This is a genomic window from Flavobacterium sp. GNP002, assembly GCF_054343795.1.
Genome location: NZ_JBTGUW010000001.1, coordinates 953536 through 969786 on the forward strand (window position 1 = coordinate 953536; position 16251 = coordinate 969786).

Annotated in this window: 10 protein-coding genes; 8 read left to right on the top strand and 2 right to left on the bottom strand. The window is 34.2% G+C overall.

What is annotated here, in order from left to right; genetic code table 11:
• Positions 1 to 9: 9 nt before the first annotated feature.
• Positions 10 to 3162: a UvrD-helicase domain-containing protein gene (locus tag ACXX80_RS04280; protein ID WP_458552160.1), complete on the bottom strand. Its 3153-nt coding sequence runs from the start codon at positions 3160 to 3162 to the stop codon at positions 10 to 12.
• Positions 3163 to 3398: 236 nt separating this feature from the next.
• Here ACXX80_RS04280 and rbfA point away from each other — a divergent pair, with 236 nt between their 5' ends.
• The 3 genes from rbfA to ACXX80_RS04295 all read left to right on the top strand — a co-directional run bounded on the left by rbfA (position 3399) and on the right by ACXX80_RS04295 (position 6587).
• Entirely contained in the window at positions 3399 to 3791 is a 393-nt protein-coding gene (gene rbfA, locus ACXX80_RS04285) for a 30S ribosome-binding factor RbfA (RefSeq protein WP_099714149.1), read from the top strand.
• 3 nt (positions 3792 to 3794) lie between these two features.
• Complete coding sequence (locus ACXX80_RS04290) at positions 3795 to 4994, top strand: ABC transporter permease (protein ID WP_458552161.1); 1200 nt, start codon at positions 3795 to 3797, stop codon at positions 4992 to 4994.
• 165 nt (positions 4995 to 5159) lie between these two features.
• On the top strand, positions 5160 to 6587 hold the full coding sequence (locus ACXX80_RS04295) for an MATE family efflux transporter (protein WP_458552162.1): 1428 nt from the start codon (positions 5160 to 5162) through the stop codon (positions 6585 to 6587).
• 38 nt (positions 6588 to 6625) lie between these two features.
• Here ACXX80_RS04295 and dusB read toward each other — a convergent pair whose 3' ends face one another.
• Complete coding sequence (dusB, locus tag ACXX80_RS04300; RefSeq protein WP_458552163.1) at positions 6626 to 7618, bottom strand: tRNA dihydrouridine synthase DusB; 993 nt, start codon at positions 7616 to 7618, stop codon at positions 6626 to 6628.
• A gap of 343 nt (positions 7619 to 7961) precedes the next feature.
• Here dusB and lepA point away from each other — a divergent pair, with 343 nt between their 5' ends.
• The 5 genes from lepA (at position 7962) to ACXX80_RS04325 (ending at position 16248) form a co-directional block, all read left to right on the top strand.
• Positions 7962 to 9758, top strand: coding sequence for a translation elongation factor 4 (gene lepA / locus ACXX80_RS04305; protein ID WP_458552164.1), 1797 nt, complete (start codon positions 7962 to 7964; stop codon positions 9756 to 9758).
• 63 nt (positions 9759 to 9821) lie between these two features.
• Entirely contained in the window at positions 9822 to 10190 is a 369-nt protein-coding gene (locus ACXX80_RS04310; protein WP_458552165.1) for a hypothetical protein, read from the top strand.
• A 66-nt stretch (positions 10191 to 10256) separates the two neighbouring features.
• Positions 10257 to 12749: a YbcC family protein gene (locus ACXX80_RS04315; protein WP_458552166.1), complete on the top strand. Its 2493-nt coding sequence runs from the start codon at positions 10257 to 10259 to the stop codon at positions 12747 to 12749.
• A 4-nt stretch (positions 12750 to 12753) separates the two neighbouring features.
• Complete coding sequence (locus ACXX80_RS04320; protein ID WP_458552167.1) at positions 12754 to 14622, top strand: proton-conducting transporter transmembrane domain-containing protein; 1869 nt, start codon at positions 12754 to 12756, stop codon at positions 14620 to 14622.
• Positions 14623 to 14640: 18 nt separating this feature from the next.
• Entirely contained in the window at positions 14641 to 16248 is a 1608-nt protein-coding gene (locus tag ACXX80_RS04325; RefSeq protein WP_458552168.1) for a SulP family inorganic anion transporter, read from the top strand.
• The last annotated feature ends 3 nt before the right edge of the window (positions 16249 to 16251 follow it).

The window sequence follows — 16251 nt, forward strand, 5'->3', positions numbered from 1 at the left end:
TTTTTAAGATTACAAATTTACTACATCGATTTCTTTTCCGATGTAAATAAGTGCTTTTTTTATCACTTTATAACCCATTAACTCAATTGCCGTTTGATAATTTTCCAATTGTTGTTGGTATTTCACATTGTGTGTACCTGTTTTATAATCCAATAACAAAACTTCTTTGTTTTTTGTCAAAACCATTCGGTCCGGCTTAATAGTTGCACCTTCTTTTTGAATAATAGTTTGCTCATTCAAAACGTCATTCCCTTCGGCAAAACAAATTTCTAATTCACTGTGATTAACAATTTCCTGAATCGTATTAAAAACAGTCTCTTTTTGACCAAAAGTTATCAATCCGCTTTCTATAGACTTTGTAATTGCCAAATCAACATCGTTTTTAGTTTTCACAAAAGATAAAATTTCATGAATAACATTACCATATTCAATAGCTTCCTGCTGATGCGTTCCCCACATTAATGCTTCTCGTTGCGCAATTTTTATATTCTTTGGATTCAGAATTTCAGTTACCAAAGGAATCGTTTTTGAAGTATCAACGTGCTCTTTCCCAACAGATAATTTCATCGAATTACCAAATTCATATTCCAATTGATTTTCGTCAAACCCAACTTTATTATCCAAATAATTAATAAAAAATGAACACATATTATTCTTTGGCAATTCCCCTTTACTGGATAAATTCATGTTCGAAATAACATATAATTGTTCTTCGGCTCTTGTCAAAGCCACATACAAAACATTGATGTTATCCAATAATTCTTCCTGCTTTTTTTGATTGTAAACCTCCGCAGCTTCTTCTCCAAATCCTTCAACCGCACTGCTGTTATCAATTAAAACCTTTGGCAAACCAAAATCCTGTTCTTCAGCATTGAGCCATAATTTATCTTTTGGTTTTCTAGTATAATCTTCTTCGGCAAAAGGAAAAATCACGACTGGAAATTCCAATCCTTTCGATTTATGAATCGTCATAATTCGAACGGCATTTGTCCCTTCCGGAGATGGAATACTAAATTTCTCCGCATTTTTATCCCAGAAATTCAAGAAATCCGAAATTCCTGCTTGATTGCGAATATCTCGCTCCAGAACAATATCCAAGAAATATTGAACGTAAGCATTACTTATTTTTGGATTTAGGAATTTCGAAATAATAACTTCAACCGCTTCATACAATGATTTTTTTCGAATGTTTTGAAACGAAAGCGAAACATCAAAACTCATTAACCACAATTCAAAATCAGTTTCCTGAAATAACGCCATGCCTTGAGCGATAAAATCATGAATAGGTAATTTATCCTGACTGTTTTGTGCTAAATATTGAAGAAAATTTGCTTTGGATTCCAAGTCAGAACTGTTTTTCAAATATTTCAATAAATGAATAATTAATCGAACTTCGGTGGCATTTTGAATCATCAAAGTTTCTGATGACAAAAGTGGAATTCCCTGCTCCGTCAAATAATTCGCAATCGCAATTCCTTGGCTTCGTTTTCGAGTCAGAATCACAATGTCTTTGTATTGAAACCCTTGTTTTAACGTTTTTTGAATCGTGTTTAAGGTTGCCAAAACATACAAATCGGTTTTATCCAAAGTTTCGTCGTCATCTTCCGAAGTTTCTACTTTTGGAATAAAAGAAATATTTACATAACCACCCGTTTTATCATTCGTTTTTTGATGACTATGATTTTCATACAAATCTTTATAATCCAAATGCTCGAATTCATTGGATAACAATTTAAAAAATTCATTGTTAAATTCGATTATCTGCGAATAAGAGCGGTAATTTTTATCTAAATGTTCGAGTCTTTTATCGGGATTATTGAACGGGTTTTGGTCTTTACTCAATTCAATAAATTGTTCCGCTTTTCCGCCACGCCATCTGTAAATGGATTGTTTTGGATCACCCACAATCATCAAAGTTCCTTTTACACCAAAATCATCCTGACCCGAAAGCGCATTATCTATCAGTGGAATCAGGTTCTGCCACTGCATTTCGGAAGTATCCTGAAATTCATCAATAAAAAAATGACGGTAGCGTTCACCCAATCGTTCATATATAAAAGGTGCCGGCTGATTCTGAATCTCCCTATGAATAATCGCATTAAATTCCGATATGGAAAGTACATTTTGTTCTTCCTGAATTTTGGCTAATTCATTACTAACCGTATTCAGCAATGACAAAGGCGTAATGTTTTTCAGGAACGCTTTATAGAAGTTTATCTTTTCGAAAGCAGTGTAAACTTTCGTCAGAATTTGTAAAAATTCAGGAATAAGATTTTCAATAATCGCTCGATCTTTTGCCGTTTTATTGATTGCAATATCATCAAACTCATGAAACATTTTATTCTTAGGATTAAATTTCCCTTGCTGAATACTATTAATATGATTTGGAAAAGTACCTCTAGAAAAAGATTTTATATCAATTCCATTTTTATCAATTAAGGTCAACGCTTCTTCTGCAAAAACAATCGTTTGCTTTTCTAAGTCTTTGCAGGCTTCTGCTAGTTTCTTTTTTATTTCGACAAACTCAGCGATGGATTTATCTTGAAAATGCGTGATTTCGTTTCTATTATTTTCATTTAAAACTAAGCGACCGGTTTCAAGAATTTCACGAGAAATATCCCAAGACTTATCATCGTCGGTTTTTTCCATCGTAAAATCGATGAGCAGCTTGGTTAACGTTTCATCTTCTCCGGCTTGCGCGATGATGGCATCGACGGCTTCTACCAACAAATTTTCAGTATCCAAAGTGACTTCAAACGTCATAGGTAAATTCAAATCGTGGGCAAAAGCCCGAATGACTTTATGTGTAAATTTATCGATGGTCGAAATATCGAAAGCGGCATAATTATGAATTATGTGCTTGATGATTTGCTGTGATTTGGTTTTGATTTCAATGATAGAAAGTTCGGTATCTATAGCCAAATCCTGCATTAAATCCTGCGCTTTTGCACTTGGTTGGTCCTTGGCAAATTCAGAAAGACTTCCTACGATTCGGGATTTCATTTCGTGTACCGCTTTGTTGGTAAACGTAATGGCGAGAATATTACGATAGGCATCATTTTTTGGTGCGACAAGGATAATTTTCAGGTATTCTTTGACAAGCGCATAGGTTTTTCCAGAGCCAGCCGATGCGTCGTAAATGGAGAATGAAGGTCTTTGCATTAAAATTTTTTAATTAACGATTTTTTATTTCTGATTTAGAATTAGCGTCCTAATTTCCCAAATCTCCTAGCCCTGATGGAAACGACATCCTTTTTATAAGGTGATTTTTCATCACTTTATAAAAAGATATAGTGAACAGCAGGAAATAGCTCCTAAAAACACATGTATTAATAGGTTACTTTTTAAAATTTGTTCCGAAACTTCGGGATAAAACTTAAAAGTAGTATTTTTGCAGCATGGAAACAAATAGACAGAAAAAAATAGGCGGGGTTATCCAAAAAGATTTGGTTGATATTCTGCAAGGTGAAGTGAGAAAAAACGGATTGGCTAATTTAATCATTTCGGTATCCAAGGTTACTGTGACTACAGATTTATCAGTAGCTACAGTGCATTTAAGCGTTTTCCCTCAGGACAAAGCAAAAGAAATTTTAGAGGCGGTTAAGTCTAATGCTAAAAACATTAAGCATGATTTATCACAACGTGTTCGTTTGCAATTAAGAAAAGTTCCAAATTTGGTTTTCTTTATTGACGACTCTTTAGATTACATTGAAAAAATTGACAATGCGCTAGCCAATAGAGATAATCCTATCGAAAATAGAGATCTTTTGGACAAACGCAGATTTCAATAAAATTTGAATTTCCCCCTTTACATAGCCAAACGCTACATTCTTAGCAATAGTAAAAATAATGCTATAAACATCATCAATCGCATTGCCAGCATGGGAATTATTGTTGGCGCGATGGCTTTGTTTGTAGTTTTATCTGTTTTTAGTGGGTTGAAAGTTTTTAGTCTTTCGTTTACGAATGACATTGATCCCGATCTAAAAATAAGCAGCACTCTAGGAAAATCTCTTTTGATTACTCCAAATCAGGAAAGCCAAATCAAAAAAATTGATGGCTTGGTTTCGTATACTAAAATTATTGAAGAGCGTGTTTTATTCACTTTTGACGGAAAACAAGAAGTTACGTACTTGAAAGGCGTTGATGCTAATTTCAAAAAAGTTAACGCAATAGAAACAAAGCTTTTCAACGGACAATGGTTGAAACCAAATACTTACCAAGTGGTTGTGGGTTATGGAATTTCCCAAAAATTCTCTATGGGATTGCTTGATTTTAATCGTCAATTAGAAGTTTTAGTTCCAAAACCCGGAAAAGGCGCTATCGAAAATCCGGAAGAAGCTTTTAACAAAACGGATCTATTTCCTGTTGGGATTTATGCCATTAGCGAAGATTTAGATTCGAAATATGTTTTTGCTGATTTAGGTTTAGCCCAAGAATTATTGGAATACAAAACCAATCAGGTTTCTGGGATTGAAATCAAGACGAAAACTGATGCTGATGAAACTGCAATTACAGAAGAACTTCAAACTATTTTCAACAATAAAATTACTGTAAAAAACAGGGCGCAACTCAACGAGGCTCTTTACAAAATGCTAAATACAGAGAATATTGCGGTGTATTTAATATTTACTCTGGTGATTGTTGTGGCACTTTTCAACCTGATTGGCGCACTGATAATGATGATTTTAGACAAAAAAGGAAACCTAAAAACCCTTTTTAATCTGGGAACTGAAATCAAGGATTTGCGAAAAATATTCTTGCTTCAAGGCACTTTACTGAGTGTTTTTGGCGGAATTATTGGCTTAGCTCTAGGAATCATAATCGTGTTGCTACAAGAATATTTTCAGCTGATTATGATTACTCCTACACTGGCTTATCCCGTGATTTTCTCTCTCGAAAACGTACTGATTGTTATGGGAACAATTGTCACACTTGGCTTTATTGCTTCCTTAATTGCAAGTAGTCGGGTGAGCAAGAAATTGTTGGATTAATTTTTTTAATTAAAAAGAATATTTACATTTACTTTCTTAAATTCTAAACGCTATGATAGTTTCTGTCTAGTTCTTCTTTATTTGTAAAATAATTAGGACACCTTTATTTATCTTTAAGTTCAGCTAATAAGTCTGGACTAATCTTCTCATTAATCCTAATTTATCATGACAGAAACAACATTAGAAAAAAACTTATTTTCTCGAATTTTCTCAACAGTAAAACAAGCTATCAAAGGAGATGAATCTTTTGATTACACCTCTGGAAGCATCAAAAAAGGAGTAATTCTCCTAGCCATTCCGATGGTATTAGAAATGCTTATGGAATCGGTTTTCGCTCTAGTCGATTTATATTTTGTTGGTCATTTAGAACAAAGCAGTTATGCTATTCAAGCAGTTGGTTTAACCGAATCAGTAATCACTATTGTTTATTCTATTGCTATCGGAATTAGCATGGCCGCCACTGCGGTTGTTGCTCGTAGAATTGGCGAAAAAGATCCTGTTGCTGCTGCAAAATCCGGAATGCAAGCCATCATTATTGCATTTGTTATCAATACAATAATTAGCATTTTTGGTTTTATTTACGCCAAAGATATTTTGTTATTTATGGGAGCCTCCGTTGAAGCTGCTGAATATGGAGTTAACTTCACTCGAATTATGATGGGCGGAAGTTTATGTATCATGCTTTTATTCCTTATAAACGGAATATTCCGTGGCGCAGGAAATGCTGCTATTGCCATGAAAAGTCTTTGGCTAGCTAACATTTGCAACATTATTTTATGTCCCATATTAATTAATGGATTTGGACCCATTCCCGCTTTTGGATTAATGGGTGCTGCAATGGCAACAACTATCGGAAGAAGTATTGGTGTTTTATACCAATTGTATCATTTATTTAATGGCAGAGGAATATTGAAAATTATACCTTCTTATTTTATCCCAGATTTGGAACAGATTAAAGCATTGGTAAAAATCGCTGCTCCTGGAGTATTGCAATTTGTTATTGCTTCCTGTAGTTGGATATTTTTGGCTCAATTGGTCGCCACAACCGGCGGAGATCATGGTTCGGCGGGATATCAAACGGCATTGCGCATCATGATGTTTTTTATTCTTCCAGCTTGGGGATTAAGCAATGCGGCTGCAACTTTGGTAGGTCAAAACTTAGGTGCTAAAAAAGTTGAACGTGCCGAAAAATCAGTTTTTACCACCGCAAAATACAATGTGATTTTTATGGCTATTATTACAGTTATTACACTGATTTTTTCCCGCTCTCTGATTTCATTTTTTACTAACGACCTGATTATTCAAAAGATTGCCGTTGAAGCATTACAAACCATGTGTTTGGGATATGTTTTTTACGGAATAGGAATGGTGCTAATTAATACATTCAATGGTGCCGGTGATACTTGGACTCCTACAATGATTAATTTTTTTGGATTCTGGTTGTTCCAAATTCCGTTGGCTTATTTATTATCCAAATATTATAAAATGGGACCAACAGGTGTTTTTATAGCGATTCCTATAGCCGAAACCGCAATTACTTTAGCAAGTATCGTTCTTTACAAAAGAGGAAAATGGAAACGTATAAAAGTATAATACAAAAGGCTTAGCAAATTTGTTAAGCCTTTTGTATTTTAAACAACCTCGTATCCCACATATGCTTCTTCGATTTCATTTAAAGCGGCGAACAACTCTTCAGGACGATCTAGTGTTACTAATTTTTGTTTGTGGGTTTTAAAAGAATGAATTCCTTTGAAATAATTGGTGTAATGAGGACGCGTTTCAACAATTCCTAATCGTTCGCCTTTCCATTCCATGGCCCAAGTCAAGTGATTTTTGACAGCTTCTACTCTATCTATAACAGTTGGTTTTGCTAAATGTTCTCCCGTTTTGAAATAATGTTTGATTTCGTCAAAAATCCAAGGATAACCAATGGCAGCACGACCAATCATAATTCCGTCGATGCCGTATTCATTTTTATATTGTAATGCTTTTTCTGGAGAATCGATATCTCCGTTACCGAAAATTGGCATTGTAATTCTAGGATTATTTTTTACTCGGGCAATGTGCGACCAGTCGGAATGACCTTTATACATTTGAGCACGAGTTCTGGCGTGTATGCTTAAAGCGGCTACACCAATGTCTTGCAAACGCTCCGCAACCTCATCAATATTAATCGAATTATCATCCCAACCCAACCGGGTTTTTACGGTTACCGGTAAATGCGTGCTATCAATAACAGCCTGAGTCAGACGAATCATTAAATCAACGTCTTTGAGAACTCCAGCACCAGCGCCTTTGCAAACCACTTTTTTAACAGGGCAACCAAAATTGATATCTATTATATCCGGGTTTACGGTTGAAACAATTTTGGAGGACATTGCCATAGCTTCTTCATCACCGCCAAAAATTTGAATTCCTACAGGGCGTTCGTAATCGAAGATGTCTAATTTCATTCTGCTTTTAATGGCGTCGCGAATTAATCCTTCAGAAGAAATAAATTCAGAATACATCATATCAGCTCCATGGGCTTTACACAATCTGCGGAAAGGCGGATCGCTCACATCTTCCATAGGTGCGAGAAGTAAAGGGAAATCAGGTAATATTATGTTGCCAATCTTGATCATCTTCATTTAATTTGGTGCAAAATTACGTTATTTAGATGAAAGGATAAAAGAAGAAAGAAGAAAGACTTAGTATTAAACCGATTAGTTTGCGAATTCGGGACTTTGAAACTGTTGAATTTAGCTTATATTTGCAGATTAATTGTCGCTGTTTGGCTATTGGGTGAGATTTGAGATTAAGAGGAGGACAGCCAGTGGCTGTCAGGTAATTTAAAATAAACTGGTATTTGCGTGAGGGATAGCAGTGTAAAGCCCACAGTCTCGTCTTTTTGGACGAGACGAGGACTTGAAACTAATAGCCCGACCCTTGCGGTCACGCCCAAAATAAATTTGATATAAACGGAAAATGAAACATATTAGAAATTTTTGCATTATTGCACATATTGACCACGGAAAAAGTACGCTTGCTGACAGACTTCTTGGCGCCACACAAACCGTTACCGCTCGTGAAGAAAAAGCGCAATTGCTTGATAACATGGACTTGGAGCGTGAACGTGGGATTACGATTAAGAGTCACGCGATTCAGATGGAATACACGTATAAAGGACAAGAATACATCCTGAATTTAATTGATACTCCGGGACACGTAGATTTTTCCTATGAGGTTTCTCGTTCGATTGCTGCTTGTGAAGGTGCGCTTTTGATTGTAGATGCAGCGCAAAGTATCCAAGCACAAACGATTTCAAATTTATATTTGGCCTTGGAGAATGACTTGGAAATTATTCCGGTTTTGAATAAAGTAGATTTACCAAGCGCCAATCCAGAGGAAGTGAGCGACGATATTATTGATTTACTTGGCTGTAAATTGGAAGATATTATTCACGCTTCAGGTAAAACTGGTTTTGGTGTAGAAAATATATTAGCAGCAATTATCGAAAAAATCCCTCCTCCATCAGGAAATATTGATGAGCCGTTACAGGCATTGATTTTTGACTCGCATTACAATCCATTTCGTGGAATTGAAGTTATTTTTCGTGTAAAAAACGGACAAATAAAAAAAGGCCAAAAGATTAAATTCATGGCTACCGGAAATGAATATTTTGCAGATGAAATTGGTACTTTGAAATTAAACCAAGTTCCTAAACAAGTTATTTCAGCTGGTGATGTTGGGTATTTGATTTCGGGAATTAAAGAAGCAAAAGAAGTAAAAGTGGGTGATACGCTAACCGATGCGAAAAACCCGACTACCAATATAATTACTGGTTTTGAAGATGTGAAGCCAATGGTTTTTGCGGGTATCTATCCTGTAGATACCGAAGATTATGAGGAGTTGAGAAACTCTATGGAAAAACTACAATTGAATGATGCTTCGTTGGTATTTTTACCAGAAAGCTCAGCAGCTTTGGGATTTGGTTTCCGTTGCGGATTCTTAGGAATGTTGCACATGGAAATTATTCAGGAGCGCTTGGAGAGAGAGTTCAACATGACTGTGATTACTACCGTTCCCAACGTTTCGTATTTAGCTTACACCAAAAAAGATCCTACAACGCCGCTTATCGTAAATAATCCTTCGGACTTGCCGGAGCCTTCTCGTTTAGACCATGTTGAAGAACCTTTTATAAAAGCAACTATTATTACTAAGTCTGATTATGTTGGAAATGTAATGAGTTTGTGTATCGAAAAACGTGGATTGATTACTAATCAAACGTACTTGACTACAGAACGTGTAGAATTAACTTTTGATATGCCGTTGGCAGAAATAGTATTTGACTTTTACGACCGTTTGAAAACCGTTTCTAAAGGATATGCTTCCTTTGATTATACGCCAATTGGGATGCGAACGTCAAATTTGGTTAAAGTAGATATCTTATTGAACGCTACCATTGTTGATGCTTTGTCCTCTTTGATGCACGCCGATAATGCTTATTCTATAGGGAAAAAAATGTGCGAGAAGTTGAAAGAATTGATTCCACGCCAACAATTTGACATCCCTGTTCAAGCTGCTATTGGAGTAAAAGTGATTTCCCGTGAAACGATAAAAGCATTACGTAAAGACGTTACCGCCAAATGTTATGGTGGAGATATTTCCCGTAAACGAAAACTATTGGAAAAACAGAAAAAAGGTAAAAAACGTATGAGACTGGTTGGAAATGTTGAAATTCCACAAGAAGCGTTTATGGCTGTTTTGAAGTTGAATGATTAAAAATATAATTATACGCTTTTATTATTTTTTTATAGTTTTGCTTGACGACAACTTATTATTACAATGATTAAAAAATTATTATTCATACTCACAATTCTCACATACTTTGCATGTGGGAATTTGTTGTATGGAAATAATACACATAAAATCAGTAACAATTTTAAGAATTATAAAGTAGAGCACGCAAAATCTTATGGGCTTTCTGCTCTAAATGATTTTGAAAATGATTTTGAACTTATCAGTTTTGACATTGAAGAAGATGTCGAATTTGGTGATGACTTAGAAAAATATACCAATTCGACAAGTTCTAATTTTGGTTTATTTTCTTATTCCAAAAATCAAAAAATCTACAATAAAACACTTTTTTGTATCCTACAAAAAAGTATTCCTTTATACGATCTTTTCTGTAACTGGAAGCTAAATTTAAGTTAATACAATATTCATAACTGTTTGCTATACAAGCAAAACATTATTGTTATTAACTTAATTTAGAATATAATGAATTTAACTTCATTGCGATTTGTGGAAGAGGCAACTCTTCACAAACTCTCGCATTTTCTACCTGCACAAAATCCGTTGAAAGACTTTGTGCATCACAATACATTACATGCTTTTCAGGATAAAGACTTCTTTACTGCCTTACAAGAATCATCTGAAATATTTGGTTATAAAACGTTTTTACCGCTTTCTGATTTCAGAAACAAGCTAAAAAACAACCAAATAAACTCAGAAATTCTAGATAAAATTATCTACCAGAAAAAAGGAGAAGACCACTTTTCAGCTTGGAAAGAAAATGTTTTGCATAAAAATTACGACGAAGCCATACATCCTAAGATTGGTAAAATTAGAAGTCTTTGGAAAGAAAAATATGCCATAAACTTAGACAAATCAACACACGGTATTCTTTTTAGAATCTTATGTAGTTATTTAGATCAAGGTATTTCTGTTTGGACATTTCCTGTTCATAAAGACGGGTTTTTAGCTTCCATAAAAGAATTAGATGAAAATGGTGTTTTTAGTATTTTTTCAACGGCAAGAGCTAAGAAATTACTAGAAGAAGACGCTTCCATTTATAAATTACTTCAAATTTTAGTTGGAGAAGGTTTGTATTTTGAAAATTATCTCTTTGATCAACAATTTTCTCATCCAGGTTGGAGTGGTATGATTGCAACTTTAGAAAGTAATCCCACTTCATTATTAGATGAAAGAAAAATAACTTTAAAAGAACTTATTACTTTCGAGTTACTTTTAGAAATTGACGCATTAGATAAAAAATTTGGTGAAAACTGGGAACCACTTATTTCTAAAATCACTTTTGATGCCGAAAATTTATTTTCTCAATCTGCCTATTCAGAATATTTTGAACTGCTTTCTATTTGGCAAGAAGCTTTTGAATGGACCTTTTACAACCAAGCCTTAACAGGTTTACAACATAAAACAGGTGTAAAAACCTCAGAAGAAAGCACAAAATTTCAAGCTTTCTTTTGTATGGACGATAGAGAATGTTCGTTTAGAAGACATATTGAAGCTTTAGAACCAAGTGCAAAAACTTTTGGGGTTGCTGCATTTTTTAATTTCGAATTTTTCTATCAACCTATAAATGGAAAATTCTTTACCAAATTATGTCCAGCACCTGTGACTCCAAAATTTTTAATTAAAGAGTTGCCAAGAAAAAAGAAAAAAGCAAAAGATTATCATTACCATAAGAAATCGCATTCTTTAGTATTCGGCTGGCTTATTTCTCAAACTTTAGGGTATACCTCAGCGTTTAAATTGTTTTTAAATATTTTCAAACCTAGTATGTCACCTGCTACTTCGGCTTCCTTCAAACATTTGAATAAAAAGTCGAAATTAGTAATAGAAAACACCAATCCAGAAGAAAAAATAGACGGTTTACAAGTAGGATTTTCTATTGAAGAAATGGCAAATCGTGTGGAAGGTATTTTAAAGACTATTGGTTTGGTAGAAAATTTTGCTCCAATAGTTTATGTAGTAGGCCACGGCGCTACTAGCGTGAACAATACTCATTTTGCTGGTTACGATTGTGGTGCATGTAGCGGAAGACCAAGTAGCGTAAACGCGAAAGTATTAAGCTTCGCTGCTAATCATGTAAAAGTTCGTGAAATTTTGGCTTCAAGATGTATTCTTATTCCAGCTGAAACTCAGTTTCTACCCGCTTTACACGATACAACTAGAGACGAAATTGTTTTTTACGATGAAGAATTACTTTCTGTAGTAAACACTTTTTCACATAAAGAAAACAGCAAAACGTTCACAAATGCACTAGCCAATAATGCCAAAGAACGCTCTAGAAGGTTTGACACTATTAATTCTAACGAAAGCATTTCAAAAGTACACGAGAAAATAAAAAATCGTTCGGTTTCACTATTTGAACCTCGACCTGAATTGAATCATGCGACAAATGCCATGTGTATTGTGGGAAGAAGAAGTGTTTCGGATCATGTATTTCTAGACAGACGTTCGTTCATGAATTCTTTTGATTATGAAGTAGACCCAAAAGGCGACTATTTAGCTGGAATTTTAAATGCCGTAGCTCCAGTTGGTGGTGGAATTAATTTAGAATATTACTTCTCTAGAGTTGACAATCATAAACTCGGGGCGGGCTCCAAATTACCTCATAATGTAATGGGATTAATTGGTGTAGCCAATGGAATTGATGGCGATTTACGACCAGGCTTACCTAGTCAAATGATTGAAATTCACGATCCATTACGCTTGTTAATTGTTGCAGAACATTTTCCTGAAATTGTAAAATATGCCATAACAAAAGTTCCCGCTACCTATGAATGGTTTATCAATAATTGGGTGAATTTGGTTGCCTTGCATCCAGAAACTAAAGAACTATATCGTTTTGTAAATGGTGAATTTATAAAATACCAACCCATTGCTTTTGATATTAAAACTATCGAAAATTCTTTGGAATATGCGATAACGAGTTCGGAAAATTTAAACATAACGCTACTAAAATAAGATGATGACAAATGAATTTTTATTAGTATTTATCATTATTCCTATTGTAGGATTTTTGATTAGTTTTTTCATTCCAGAAAAGAAAGAGTCTTGGTTATCTTGGACGGCATTTACAACGGTTTTTGTGCAGTTGTTAGTGTTGTGTGTTTTTATTTTCTATTGGATATTTAACGGCAGCAAAGATTTGAATTTATTCGAAGTATCGTTAGTCAAAACAAATGACTACGACTTCTTTATCGATTTTTATTTTGACAAAGTAACTGCGGTATATTTATTCATCGGTGCTTTATTAACCTCCATGATAACTACTTATAGTCGCTATTATTTACATCGAGAAAAAGGATACAAACGCTTTTTTATCACGGTTTTATTCTTCTTTTTTGGATATAATTTAGCCATTTTATCAGGGAATTTTGAAACCTTATTTATCGGTTGGGAAATTATCGGAATTTCATCATTTTTACTTATTGGTTTTTACAGAGAACGTTATTTACCTGTAAAAAATGCTTTCCGAGTATTTTCAATCTATAGAATTGGTGACGTGGGAATTATTTTAGCGATGTGGGCAAGTCATCATTTGTTTCATGAAAACATCACTTTTATCCGACTACACAATTACGAATTAGTCAACGAACATTTGCAAAATCACACCTTAATTGGTTCGTTTATCGCCTTATGTTTGGCGTGTGCAGCAGCAGTAAAATCGGCTCAAGTGCCCTTTTCTTCTTGGTTACCAAGAGCAATGGAAGGTCCTACTCCATCAAGTGCTATTTTTTATGGATCCCTTTCGGTGCATCTAGGTGCTTTTTTAATGTTACGTACGATGCCTTTTTGGGAACACCAAACGTCTATGCGAATTGCCATTGGCGTAATGGGATTAACCACAAGTATCATTACCACTTTAATTGCTAGAGTACAATCCTCCGTAAAAAGTCAAATTGCTTATAGCTCGATTTCTCAAATTGGATTGATATTTATTGAAATAGCTTTGGGATTCGAAACCTTAGCTTTATTTCATATTGCTGGAAATGCGTTTTTAAGAACCTATCAATTATTGGTTTCACCATCTGTGGTAAGTTATTTAATCCGAGAACAATTTTACAATTTCGTACCTAAACAAGTACGTAAAAGCATGATTCCTAAAAAATTAGAAAATGCTTTATATGTTTTGAGTTTAAACGAATTTCACTTGGAAAAAATCATTAGAATTTTCCTTTGGAATCCATTAAACACAATTGGTAACAAGTTAAACTTCTTAAACTTAAGAAAGTTATTCTTCTTGTTTTTGAGCACGTATTTAGTTGGAAGCATCACTTTGTATTACAAGAATTCAATTCCAAGTTATGTGACTAATTATTTACCTGAAGTTTTCGCTACCATCGGATTGGTATTCGTTTTCAAAGCCTTTTCAGAAAGAAAAAGTCCGTTTGTAGCTTGGTTACTAATTGTGTTTAACCATTTCTGGATTGTATTAGCCATTTTGTTTAACGAAAAGGTAAGTTATTACGAAATATCCTTATACATCACAGGAATTGTAATTGCGGGAACTATTGGTTACATCGCTTTATTGAAATTGAAAACAATGGAAAAGAGAATTTTATTAAGTCAACATTCTGGACACGTATATGAACATCCAAAATTTGCTTTCTTTTTCTTATTAGCAGCACTTGGCGTTACCGGTTTTCCAATTACTTCCACTTTTATTGGCGAAGATTTATTGTTTAGCCATATTGAAAGTCACCAAGTTGTACTAGCTTTTTTAGTAGCCACTAGTTTTGTGGTTTCTGGAATAGCCGGCGTTAGAATTTACACTAGACTTTTCTTAGGAACACACATTAAAACCTATCACGAATTACCTTATAAATCATCATAAAAAAAATATTTAAAAAATATGAACTCAAAAGTTAAAAAATATATCCCTGCAGACGGAATTGCAGGATTAAAAGAAAATTTCTCAGCAGATGCTATTTCTGGTTTTATTGTATTTTTATTAGCGCTTCCTTTAAGTTTAGGAATTGCAAAAGCCTCCGATTTTCCGCCTATTATGGGTTTAATTACCGCTATTATCGGTGGTTTGTTGGTGAGCTTAATTTCAGGTTCACGATTAACAATAAAAGGACCAGCAGCAGGATTAATTGTAATTGTAGCCGGAGCAGTAGCAGAATTTGGTCATGGTGATAATGTTTTAGGTTGGAAATTAGCTTTGGGCGCAATGGTTATTGCTGGTTTAGTTCAAATTCTGTTTGGCGTTTTAAAACTAGGAAAACTAGCCGATTTCTTTCCGCTTTCAGCCATTCATGGTATGTTAGCCGCCATTGGAATCATTATTATTGCCAAACAAATTCCAGTACTATTAAACGATAATCCAACACTTGCAAAAGGAAAAGGTCCGTTGGAATTACTAGCTAATATTCCGAATTTCATTATGAATTTAGATTATAAAGCTACTATTATTGGTGTTGTGAGTTTATCCATTATGCTAGGTTGGCCCTATATCAAAAACAAGTATATCAAAATGTTTCCAGCACCACTTGTAGTTTTATTATTTGCTATTCCAGCTGAGTTATATATGGATTTCGCACATACTGAACCTTCTTATTCTTTGGTAAAAATTGGAAATTTGGTAGATAATATTAATTTCAATGCTAGTTTTGCTGGTATTTCACAAACAGGAACTTTTATCAAATTCGTCATTATGTTTGCTTTGGTTGGAACGCTTGAAAGTTTATTAACCGTAAAAGCTATTGACTTAACGGATCCATTCAAAAGAAAATCGGACGCCAATAAAGATTTAATTGCGGTTGGAATAGGAAATGTTTTTGCTGCATTTTTAGGTGGTTTACCAATGATTGCTGAAGTAGCACGTAGTTCTTCAAATGTAAACAATGGTGGAAAAACACGTTGGGCGAATTTCTTTCATGGTTTTTTCATTTTAGCATTTTTATTAGTCGCTTCACCATTATTAGAAATGATTCCGAATGCCGCATTAGCAGCAATGTTAGTTACGGTTGGAATAAAATTAGCACATCCAAAAGAATTCATTCATACATTTGAAATAGGAAAAGAACAATTAGCTATATTTTTAGTGACAATTTTCTTTACTTTGTTTGAAGATTTATTAGTGGGTATTGCTGCCGGTATGGTTTTAAACATGATCATTCACTTATTACACGGAACTCCAATTTCATCATTTTTCAAAGCACCAACTGAAGTAGCTTTCGAAGGAAATGACTATTTAGTAACGATTAGTAAAGCTGCAATTTTTACTAATTTCTTAGGAATTAAAAGAAAATTAGAAGAAATCCCATACGGATTTAATGTTGCTATCGACTTGAAAAATACTAAGCTTGTAGACAATTCTGTTATGGAAAACTTAGAACATTTTGTTCATGATTATGAATCGAATGGAGGAAAAGTAACCATTGTAGGATTAGAAAATCATACTGCCTTTTCTGCACACCCAAAATCTTCAAGAAAAAATTTAAATTTTATAATTTAACAA

What these genes read in the sequence shown, in the direction of transcription:
- ACXX80_RS04280 (WP_458552160.1), bottom strand. Translation starts at nt 3,162, where the DNA reads ATGCAAAGACCTTCATTCTCCATTTACGACGCATCGGCTGGCTCTGGA.
- rbfA (WP_099714149.1), top strand. Translation starts at nt 3,399, where the DNA reads ATGGAAACAAATAGACAGAAAAAAATAGGCGGGGTTATCCAAAAAGAT.
- ACXX80_RS04295 (WP_458552162.1), top strand. Translation starts at nt 5,160, where the DNA reads ATGACAGAAACAACATTAGAAAAAAACTTATTTTCTCGAATTTTCTCA.
- dusB (WP_458552163.1), bottom strand. Translation starts at nt 7,618, where the DNA reads ATGATCAAGATTGGCAACATAATATTACCTGATTTCCCTTTACTTCTC.
- lepA (WP_458552164.1), top strand. Translation starts at nt 7,962, where the DNA reads ATGAAACATATTAGAAATTTTTGCATTATTGCACATATTGACCACGGA.
- ACXX80_RS04310 (WP_458552165.1), top strand. Translation starts at nt 9,822, where the DNA reads ATGATTAAAAAATTATTATTCATACTCACAATTCTCACATACTTTGCA.
- ACXX80_RS04315 (WP_458552166.1), top strand. Translation starts at nt 10,257, where the DNA reads ATGAATTTAACTTCATTGCGATTTGTGGAAGAGGCAACTCTTCACAAA.
- ACXX80_RS04320 (WP_458552167.1), top strand. Translation starts at nt 12,754, where the DNA reads ATGACAAATGAATTTTTATTAGTATTTATCATTATTCCTATTGTAGGA.
- ACXX80_RS04325 (WP_458552168.1), top strand. Translation starts at nt 14,641, where the DNA reads ATGAACTCAAAAGTTAAAAAATATATCCCTGCAGACGGAATTGCAGGA.